Origin of the sequence: Empedobacter sp. UBA7620 (genome assembly GCF_002484185.1) — a bacterium.
In the GTDB taxonomy this organism is placed as follows: domain Bacteria; phylum Bacteroidota; class Bacteroidia; order Flavobacteriales; family Weeksellaceae; genus Empedobacter; species Empedobacter falsenii_C.
Genome location: NZ_DLJI01000006.1, coordinates 1 through 10,743 on the forward strand (window position 1 = coordinate 1; position 10,743 = coordinate 10,743).

Genomic DNA, 10,743 nt, shown 5'->3' on the forward strand with positions numbered 1-10,743 from the left:
GGAATGTATTTACGCGTAAACGCATTGTTATACTGAGATTTCTTTTCTGATAAACCATATAAAATGGTTACACTAACAATTCCAATTAAAATAAGAAAGAATTGTTGAATGATATAGCGTTTCCATATTTGAGAATTGTTTGCTATTCTAATGCCAATTAAAGCTAATCCTACAAAGACACCATTAAAAAACAAATGTTCCGTCCATCCCATCTTTTCTAAAACTCCACCACAAGAACAAGGTGTAAATGCCGTGAAATGTAGAATAATCACAATATAGGTGGTAAACATCACCATCAATAAAAGCGAAAGTTGTAAGGCTAGTTTTCTAAATCGGTCAAACATCAAAAGAAGTGCAACCACCAGTTCTATTATTATAACTCCATACGAAATAGGAATCGCATAACTGGCTAATAAGGGCGATTGTCCTAATTGCGTTTGAAAAGTTTCAAAATCAATCAGTTTGCTTACTGCAGCATAGACAAATAAAACAATAAAAAGGTAGCAGATGAGTGATTGGATAAAAGGAAAATATCTTCTCATCTTGATGTGTTTTTGGGTTTAAAGAATACTACTCCCCTCCTTCTTCAGTACGTTTGATATATGGATCTTTTTCCTTTGGAGGATCAGCTTCATTTACTTCTGTTTCTGAATAAATTGATATACTATCATTTGTTGAAATCGTATCTCTTCTCTGTAAAAGCAAAGTATTTATAGATTCAATTTGTTGTTCCTCTTCTTCAATACAGTTATAGAATAAACAGCTAACAACTACTATAATTAAAAAATAGATTTTTGTTTTCATATGATAAGTTTTAATGTTTGGAGTTTTAAAATTATGTCTTGTAGAAGAGAATTAATGCAAACAAGTACTACAAATACATAAATGGAATAACGGATTTATAAATCCGTTGTTTTTGTAAAATAATTAACTGAATTACAGTATTTTGTAAAATGAATTTTTTTATTTATTTTAAAAAAATTGAATAAAAAATATACTTTTGATAATGACGAATTTATAAATACTTCATTTTGAGCATTTGTTTTACAAAATTTCTTTGTGTAAAAAAGCTATTTTCCGTTATACTCTATTTGTTTAATTTACTAATTTGAAGTATCTTACCAATTATTCTGCTACTGTTTTCATTAAATTTTAAGCTTATGAAAACATATCTACAACTAATAATAGGATTAATATTGTTCAGTTTAAGCATAGAAAATGTTTTCGCAACTGATATTTTGAGTGCTCAAACCAATGAATATCTTGTTCAAAAAATTGATTCCTTTCAATATGATAAAAATAATCCCCAGGTATGGAAGTATCTCAATGCGTATATCTTAAAAGCTAAAATTAGAAAGGATAACGAGACGTTATTTTATGGCTATAAAGAAGGTATTTTTTATTCAAATGATTATTCTAATAAGCTAAAATATGCAGATAGTACGATTGTTACTGCTCAGAAAACACAAAATAATGATTTTGTTATTCAAAGCTACCTTTCGAAGGGATTAATTCATTTTCAATTCAAAAAATTTCAACCAGCTTTAGAAAATTATTTAATTGCTGAAAGGAAATTAAATAACAAATCCTCCGAATATATCTCATATAAAGTAATTTTCAATCTTGCTTTAATAAAATTTCATTTAAAACAATTCAGTGAATCGGATGTATTGTTTCAAAAATGCACCTCCTATTTTGAGAAGAATAGTTCCGATGAAAATCATCATGCTTATTTTTTGAATTCAATTTATTACAGAACTCAAGTTCTTCAATTTCAACAAAAATATAAATTAGCAAGTCAACTTAATCGACAAGGCTTGAGATTGAGTCAACAAAAAGAAAATACATATTTCATTCATTACTTTTGGATTTCTACAGCAATTGATTACTATTTCAATAAAAATTATGAAAAAGCAATCTACATATTAACTAAAGAAATTCATTATGTAAATAAACAAGAGGATTTTTATACATTAAGCAAAGCATATTTCTATCTTGGAAAATCATATGAGAAATTAAATCAATTTGAAAAATCCATTGAATATTTTGAAAAAATAGATCAACTTTTTAATCAATATGAATTTTTGGACAGTGAAGTTCGCCCTGCATATAAGGGTTTAATAGATAATTCTGCAAATAAAAATGATTTTCAAAATGAGCTTTATTATATCAATCAATTGCTTAAATTAGATAGTCTTACTCAACGAAATATCGTAAAAATAACTCCAATAATTCAAAAAGAATATGATGAAAAAGAATTATTGAAATTAAAGAAAAATGTAGAATACAAACTTCTTTTATATCCAGTTTTAAATGGAGTAATGATTTTAGTAAGTTCAATTATGGCTTTTTGGATTTATAAACGCCTTATTAAGAAAACTTCTATAAAGAAAAAGATATCTGTTCCGCAACCAATAATAGATATTCCACCAGAAGTTGTACTGGATATTACAAGACAATTAGACGAATTTGAAGCCAATCAACTTTTTCTAGAACCTACTTTAACATTAGCACAATTATGCAGATCATTCAAAACTAATTCGGCTTATCTATCAAGGATTATTAATTCACAAAAAGGAACAAATTTTTCAAATTATATCAATCAACTTAAAGTGAATTATATTCTGAACCTTCTTAATAATTCAAAGAAATTTCATCAACATTCTCTTAGAGATTTGGCTGAATTAGGAGGATTTTCTTCTGCTAGGCATTTTTCTGATGCTTTTTTTCAAGTAACTTCGTTACGTCCTTATGAATACATTAAACAATTGAAAAATCAATTGAACAACAATAATTAGAATTATAGTAGGAATTAAAATAATTGTTATTTCTTCTGTTCTATTACAAAAGAACTTTCACCTTGTTTGTTGAGTTTGATTATTGCATTAAACTTTTTACCTGATTTGAGTTGAAATCCTTTTATTAAGGTTGTAGCTCCATTATTGATTAAGTTTTCGGTATCTTTTATTGAAAGTTGCACACCGCAAATATTTCTATATTGCATCCAATTACATACTGGTTCTGTACATTTAATCATATTATCATCGATTGCCAATTGAGCTTTTTTACATTTAGGACAGATCAATATTGATAATAAGTTAGATTGTTCAATTTGAATAGGTAAATTATGATGATAAACTGAACCAAATAATTTTAATCCTTTTTCTGTAGGTATTAAGAATCTATTCTCTAATCTAACATAATTATTGATCACTAATTCTTCAATAACTTTTTCGTTTTGCTCATCTTTTCCTAAAGCTTTCATCTCTAATAATAAACTTATGAAATCTAATAATTTTGGAGGTTTTGTTTTCTTTTCGTTTATCGAAAACTGTTTTATTTTTAGTTCATCTCCCAATTTTAATGAGGGTAATTCTGGTAAAATAATTAAATCTCTAGAAAAGTTTCCCTGTATTGATCGCCAGCCACTACCTACAATTCTACAATATTCGGCCTTGAATTCATAGTGTAATATTTCCAAGTTAACTATTACAATTTCTTTTATAGATTCTTGAGATACTGCTTCCAAAAATCGAAATACAATCATATTATAAATGATTTTTTCTTTTACAGATAATGCAGATGGTATTTTATCTGTAATTAATATTCCATGCTGATCTTTTGCCTTTTCATCATTTACAATCCTTTTATTTAGGCTACCTTTCCTAAGTTCATTTGTAATATTTTTATAGTTTTCTCTTTCATTTAAAGCATGGATGAGTTTTGGAACAATAGTCCAAAATTGATTGTTAATAAACGCACTCTCTGTTTGAGGATTTGTAATAAATTGGTTTTCGTAAAGTTTCTCGGTAATTCTTGACGTTTCCTCAAAAGATATATTATATTTTGAATATACTTCATATTGTAAATCAATACGATTAAATAATAAAGGTGGTTCTTCTATACAATTTCCTATCTTAATATCAATCACTTCAGCTTTTCCTATTCGATGGATTGTTTTTAATACAGGTTTTATTTGCTTTTCATCTTCAAGGTTTAATTGGCTTTTAAATTGAATAAAAGATTTGGTATGCAACAACTCTAACACATAAATATTTTTTTCTTTACAATTAACCTGTTCCAAGTATCGTTGACAAATAAGCGTCAAAGCTGAAATGAAAACTTCTCTCTCTACTTTAACGCTATTTTCAGAGTTAATTTCATCTTTTACAATAGTTTGATTTTTCAACTCTTTTTTCATAATAAATTTCTTTATATTATACTTTTCGACTCTTCGATTTAGTAGTCTTTGGAAGGCTTTCTGTAAAATTTTTTGCCTGTTTCTCTTTAGGCGATTGTTGTTTAGATTCCAAAGGTTTATTAATTTGTTTTGTTGATTCATTCGTTTTTCCTTCAGAATTTACAGCAACTTGCGTTTTATGTTCTTCATTTGGTTGTGCAGCCTCTTTTAATTGATTTGGAAATATAAATTGAGTTTTTCCTAATTCTTTGTTGAAAGAAATGTAGCCTTGATAAGTCTGTCCTTTTTTATCTATTAAACCATCTATAAAGACTGTTTTTCCATCTTTAAGTTCATTATATTGTTGTTCTGAAAGTTCTTTATTTCTAAAAATTTTAGGCGCTTCAAAATTCTTAAATTCTTCTCGATTTGATTTTATATTTTGTACCTTATTAATCTTATTATCAAATTGAAACTCTACATAGCGCTTATCTGCATTAAATTGAACATTTGCTGAAAATTCTGTTCCTTTAATAGAAGTCATACCTTCTAAATACAACGATTTCCCTTCTTTTAAGGTTTGTTTTTGTTCTTCATTTAATAGAACTCCTTTTATTTCATCTGGAATTTTAATGAATTCAGTTTTTAAGGCAATCAATTCATTTGTTAATTGATCTACACTGATAATGGAAGGAATTTTCTCTCCTGTTTTGGTGTTCGTTAAATCGACAACTCTTCCCATATTTCCAGTACTCAAAAGGTTTTTCTTATCTTCATCTGTAAATTGATGTCCAAAAAATTCATAGTTTAAATTGGGTTCTTTTCGGATACCATGTAAAGCGGGTACAACTTTATCATCTACTTGTTGTAACGACAATCTAACATCTGTTCTGAGTATTGCTGAACCAAAATTGATGCTGATTGGGATAAGCTGATTGGTTTTATATCCTTTCAATAATGGATCTAATTGATTTAATTTTTCTAATCGTTCTTGACTTAATCCTAAATTTTTCATTGTATCCCAATCAATTTGGACTGGATCAAAACGATAGTCTGTTTTTTCTGTTTCCATTTTATCTTCGTTTTTTGATTTTTTTTGTTGATGTGTGTCTGGGTTAATTTTATATTGTTCGAGACTTTGCTCATTTTCAGGTTGTGGAGATTTATAGTGATTTTGAATCTCTTTTGCCTTATCAACTGCTAATGAATCTGGTACTTTGAAAAAAAGGAAATTAGTTGGATCCTTTAGTTGGCTATAAAAGTTTGAAAAGAAGTTCGATAAAAAATTACCATGTTTATCAATTCTTAGAAATTGATTTTCATTCTTTTTCGTTGGATCTACAGTTTCCATTTCTCCTTTCTCATTAAGACTTTTTACTGCTTGAATTTTCATTTTATCCTTATCCAAAACCAATAGGATATCTGAGATTTGTGCTGATTGCTCTACGTTTTCTGTTGAATTATCACTCATTTTATCTGATTTTTAAATTTATAATCGAAAATAAAAGATTGATAAAAACAAGTTTTGATCTGACAGCTATTGGTAATGATTGTCATTCATTGGCTTTTCTTTTTGAAGCAGAAGAATTAAAACTATTCCGAATAAATTGATGAACATCAGATAATTTATAATATAATTTACCGCTTATTGTGTAGTATGGAAGTCGTCCTTCTGAGCGGTATCGTTGCAAGGATCGATTACTGATTTTTAACATTTGAAGTACATCTTGATTGTCCAATAATTCTTCTCCATCAAGTGTTGTTTTATTTTTTTGAAAATCGTTTATGTTTTCTCCTAACAAATCAAGGCGAGTCATCAAACGTTCCATCCAAGCCAAAAATTCCATGCGATCAATATTCATATAAAATCCTTTAGTGTTAATAAAATTTATACGAATTTCAATGGTTGAAATCATTCATAAAGCCAAGTAATGCCAATTGGTAAGAGAGTTTATTTTAGATAGTAGAGTAAAATATGCTGATTGATAGTAGAAAACTTTATTTGAATTGAGTTGTAAATCAATCATTAAAAGGTTTACCAATTGGCATAAATGGGTATTGAATTTACATTTCTCTATCCATGTATTCCTCTAATGAGAGTTTGAGATAATCTAAGAAAATAGTTCGCGAACCGCTTCTAGATTTCATACGGTGAAAAGAATGGTGAACATCACCCAATGGAATTTTAAATAAAATTTGAAAAACGAGACTTAATTTTCTAATACCAATTTTACCATGAGAAATTGCTCCAGATGCATAAAGAGCATAAATTAATTCAATCAGTGCGTTTTTACTATCTGTCCAGGATAAATCTTTTTGCGAATTTTCAGATTTTAATATTCCATTTTCGGAATCTTCGTCTGGATTGATTTTGGTTATGAGGTAAGAATATAAGAGTTCGGAGGAAATAATTCTTGCAATTTTATAATCGTAAAAGGTTGAGAATTCAGGATCAATTTCAAATACTACGCTATTGAGCCCTTCATGAAAATTAATATTTCCTCTCTTAAAATAGGTTTCATCTCGATCTTTTCTACCTGAACGATAGTACCTGTAAAAATCAGAGCTACATATATGTTCCATAAATTCGCGTTTGAGATTTACCAATTGCTTAGAAAAAAAATTGTAATACATTTTACCTTCTTGAAAAGGACAGTTCGTTTCAATTCGATAAATTTTATTGTAATAAATTAATTTACCCAGAATTTGAGGTTTAATTTTCTTGAAAAAGTATATTTCTTCTTCTTGATTGTTAAATCCTTTTTTTGATGAAGTGCTCCTTACTTCATACAATAAATTCTGTAAAAACGTAATCATTTGATATAAAGCATCAATTATATTTCTAGTTAATAAATCTACTTTTTTTTCTTCATTCTGTATTTGTTCCAATACTTTAAAGTAAAAATTTATGTTCCATAAAAACAATACTTTAGTGTTAAGTATACAATTTATATCATGTTTATCAGTAAACTATTATTGTTATAATTAATACTTTTTAGTATTTTATAAGAAATATTTATGGTCTTTTTAAAGAATCAACATGGTTTGGATTAATCTTATTAGCTAAATTTATTTATTATATTAAGATTGATGCATATTTATATAAAAAACACTTCTAAAAAATCTAGAAGTGTTTTAAAATAATAGCTGAATAAAAATAAAATTTCATTAAATATTTTAAATTATGGCTTTTCTAAAACTAAAATAACCGAAGAAGTCTTTGCCATTACGTTATTTAGATTAGTAGTGATAATAGGTTTACCTATATTTAGGGTAGTACCTGTTGGTATATTTCTCTCAGCACATGCAAATTTTATAGTATGCTCTCCAAGTGCCATATTTGAAAGCGTCGCATTCAAATTCAATGTTCTATAATTACCTACTCCCGCATTTACAGTACCCAATCGAACAAAATCTAATTTATCATCTAAATATATTCCACAGGCAAAACTACTGTTCTGATCACTTGTTTGTACCAATGTTTGCACAGAAATCGTAACTAAGTTTACTGATTTTGATATTTTAATTTTCTGATTTAAATCCGAAAGCTCTTTCCAATGTGAAGCCATTGCTTGTCCTTTAGTATATGGTACAGCAAGGGTACTTGAACTACTTGTTCCCGGAAAACTTACACCATTAAAGGTTGAATTAACATAAGATCCGGTCAAAACCATTCCTTCCAAAAAACCCTCAGGTAAATCAAAATTCTTCCAGAAATTGTTATTTAAGGCATTTCCTGAAATTAAATCGCCTTGTTTACCAGCTGTTCCAATTTTTGCATCTGTTCCGTTGAATCTGATTTCTTTGGAAACATTTGTCGTACCATTTATATCCAACGTGGTATGAGGTTTCTCAGTTCCTATTCCTACCTGAGAAAATAAATTTGGACTGATTGCGACTAAACAGATAAATATCTTATTTTTCATAATGGGTTAATTGTTAGTTATAAACAGGTTCATTATTATTAGGATCTGGTATTTCCAATACTTCTACTCTTAAAGTTGACTGCGCCATAAAATCGTTAATATTTGAACGAACGGCTTTTCCAACTCCAAAAGTACTTGTTCTAGTATTTGTGAATCCACCTATAGAGGCTCTTCTTCTACAAGCAACTTTTGCCGTATATTCTTTTTTAGCAAGGTTCTCAGCTGAACCAAGTAAAGTAAATGTATAAAAAGGACCTACAGAAGCAGTAGGTTGATTTAATGTAAATGTTCTTACTCCTTTTAATTGATCATCCACAAATACTCCGCACGCAAAATCAACACCTTGATCGATTGCATTAGAGTTAATATGAACCACCGTTTCAAAAACCAACCCGATTTTATTCACAGAATTGTTTACTTTAAATGTTTTTGTTAATCCATCAATTACTCCACTACTATCCGCAGAGCTTCCTAAGAAATTGGATAAAGGCATATTTTTTGTGTACAGTGTTCTACTCTCTGTATTATTATACTTTAATTCCAACCCAACATCAGTACTAGACGCCTCATAGTTTATAAGATAATACGTTTCAGGCTTGAACTCAGGTCGTCTTAAAACTTTCCACGTCGGAGGTTGGTTCTCTCCTTGAGAGACTAAAACCGATCCTACTTCTCCTAATTTTCCAATAGTTGTTTCGTCTCCTCCCAAATAGATTTTACTTCTAATCCCTAAATCTCCCTGAACATCCAAAGTCGTTCTTGGTGTATTGGTATTGACACCTACTTGAGCAAATAAAGAAGAACTAATAAATACTAAATTTATTAGTAGTATATTACTGAATATTTTCATACTTAATTATCTTGTCACTTTTACTAATTCGCTCACATCAAATTTCAATACAGATTGTAACATAAAATTATTTGTTACTGCTGAAGCATTCAATGCGCGCCCTATTACTAAATCCACATTAGTACCTGATGTAGAAATTCTTCTACATCCTACTTTCAATGTATGTTCACCGGTAGTTACATCATTTACCGTATAATTTAATGTATAAATAGACTGATTGCTGGCTCCTTTACCAGGAATTCCGTCAATTTGGTCCGCTCTTAATGCAACCAAAACATTATCAATAAAAATACCACACATAAATTTTATGTTTTGATTTGGAGAAGTCCCAGTGTTTCCTGATTCAACTCCTGTCTGAAACATAATGTTGACTTTATTTTTTGGATCATCTACAGTAAATTTTGTACTTAAATCGGATGACAATTCTTTCCACTTAGATGATGTTGTCACTAATAGTTCTCCTAAAGAGCTGGTCGCGATGCCATCGTTGCTATTCGTATCAAATAACAGCCCATTCTCACTTGTATTGATAAAACTACTCGTGGTTCTATATTCACCATTTTCATAAAATCCCACTTTGGCATTCTTCCATAATGGAGCACTCCCATCCCCTTGAGAAACAAGGATGTCATTGTAATTTCCGGTATTACCATCAGTAGTTTTTGAACCTCCTACCTTTAGTTCTTTTCTAAGCATAATATTTCCATTAACATCAAGAGATGACTGTGGCACCTCTGTACCTATTCCTATTTGAGCTGAAACAAATTTGGAGAGAAATAAAAGCAAAGAAAAAGCTTTTGTTTTTTTCATATTTAAATTTTAATTGGTTGATAACTACCTTAATAAAAGGATTTTCAAAAGTAAAAATGTATATTTATACATAAAATGATAACTATCATATTAGAATATATTTAACATTTTAATGAATAAAAAAACTTATAGTTGGGCAATAATATATATACTTTTTGCGCATTTATTAAATATTGAGTTATAATTACTCTATTTGAGAAATATGAAGTTTTTTTTATATTTAACTATAAATCAACACTTAAACTTTACTTAGTGTTTATATAATCTTATTATAATTAAATATCACTTTAATAAATTTATACTTTATTCAAGATTGTAATTTATTCAAAATCTGTTAATTGATACATTATATCAAAAAGATTTACAAAACTAGAACTTGGTATTTACAATATTTATAACTAAATAGACAATCATATAGTGAAATAATGGATAATACATTTTAATATCAATAATTTATGTTATATACCTTTCCAATTCAATCATAATAATTATTTTCTATCATTAAAGAAATTTTTAAACTTAATATTACTCTCTATTCGAATAAACAATTGATAACTAACATTATTGGCTCAGTTTTAGTATGTGTTTTTTAAACCACACAACTAAATAATATGGATTTACATTCTGGATTACCTTTTTGGATTGTTAAAAACGAATTTTTCGACTTATATCATCCTCTTCGCAAAAATTATAAAATAGATGTTGCCATCATAGGATCTGGAATTACAGAGGCTTTAGTTGCGCACGAATTATGTGAAGCAGGTATAGAATGCGCTCTTATCGATAAACGAACAATTTCTACAGGAAGTTCTGTAGCAAGTACTGCTCAATTGCAATACGAAATTGATACCCCATTAAGTAAATTAATAAATATTGTTCCCGAAAAAATTGCTATTGATGCTGATTTCAATTGCTTGGAATCTATTACAGATATAGAAAATATATTCAAAAAAACTAATATTGATGCTGATTTTACA

The 10,743-nt window shown here is 28.4% G+C and carries 11 protein-coding genes; 2 read left to right on the plus strand and 9 right to left on the minus strand.

Annotated elements, in window-relative coordinates; genetic code table 11:
- The coding region (locus tag B2217_RS01005) for a MauE/DoxX family redox-associated membrane protein (RefSeq protein WP_349680534.1) at positions 1-542 on the minus strand (542 nt) is incomplete at its 3' end.
- 28 nt (positions 543-570) lie between these two features.
- Positions 571-804 carry a hypothetical protein gene (locus tag B2217_RS01010; protein WP_180906550.1) on the minus strand — a complete coding sequence of 78 codons (234 nt, stop codon included), beginning with the start codon at positions 802-804 and terminating at the stop codon, positions 571-573.
- 356 nt (positions 805-1,160) lie between these two features.
- On the opposite strand from B2217_RS01010, the gene B2217_RS01015 reads away from it, so the two are divergent.
- Positions 1,161-2,798, plus strand: coding sequence for a helix-turn-helix domain-containing protein (locus tag B2217_RS01015; RefSeq protein WP_180906549.1), 1,638 nt, complete (start codon positions 1,161-1,163; stop codon positions 2,796-2,798).
- Positions 2,799-2,824: 26 nt separating this feature from the next.
- Here B2217_RS01015 and B2217_RS01020 read toward each other — a convergent pair whose 3' ends face one another.
- From B2217_RS01020 to B2217_RS01050, 7 genes are all read right to left on the minus strand, one after another.
- Positions 2,825-4,201 (minus strand): DNA topoisomerase, encoded by a 1,377-nt coding sequence (locus B2217_RS01020; protein ID WP_280046340.1) that lies wholly within the window; start codon positions 4,199-4,201, stop codon positions 2,825-2,827.
- Positions 4,202-4,217: 16 nt separating this feature from the next.
- On the minus strand, positions 4,218-5,651 hold the full coding sequence (locus B2217_RS01025; RefSeq protein ID WP_180906547.1) for a DUF3945 domain-containing protein: 1,434 nt from the start codon (positions 5,649-5,651) through the stop codon (positions 4,218-4,220).
- 82 nt (positions 5,652-5,733) lie between these two features.
- Positions 5,734-6,042 (minus strand): helix-turn-helix domain-containing protein, encoded by a 309-nt coding sequence (locus B2217_RS01030; protein ID WP_291121991.1) that lies wholly within the window; start codon positions 6,040-6,042, stop codon positions 5,734-5,736.
- Between the two features lie 202 nt (positions 6,043-6,244).
- Positions 6,245-7,069: an RteC domain-containing protein gene (locus B2217_RS01035; RefSeq protein WP_414647359.1), complete on the minus strand. Its 825-nt coding sequence runs from the start codon at positions 7,067-7,069 to the stop codon at positions 6,245-6,247.
- A gap of 293 nt (positions 7,070-7,362) precedes the next feature.
- Positions 7,363-8,106, minus strand: coding sequence for a hypothetical protein (locus B2217_RS01040; RefSeq protein WP_291121993.1), 744 nt, complete (start codon positions 8,104-8,106; stop codon positions 7,363-7,365).
- A 13-nt stretch (positions 8,107-8,119) separates the two neighbouring features.
- Positions 8,120-8,956: a hypothetical protein gene (locus B2217_RS01045; RefSeq protein WP_291121995.1), complete on the minus strand. Its 837-nt coding sequence runs from the start codon at positions 8,954-8,956 to the stop codon at positions 8,120-8,122.
- Positions 8,957-8,962: 6 nt separating this feature from the next.
- Positions 8,963-9,766 carry a hypothetical protein gene (locus B2217_RS01050; RefSeq protein WP_291121997.1) on the minus strand — a complete coding sequence of 268 codons (804 nt, stop codon included), beginning with the start codon at positions 9,764-9,766 and terminating at the stop codon, positions 8,963-8,965.
- Positions 9,767-10,377: 611 nt separating this feature from the next.
- Here B2217_RS01050 and B2217_RS01055 point away from each other — a divergent pair.
- Positions 10,378-10,743: FAD-dependent oxidoreductase (locus tag B2217_RS01055; RefSeq protein ID WP_291121999.1), on the plus strand; the 366-nt coding region annotated here is incomplete at its 3' end.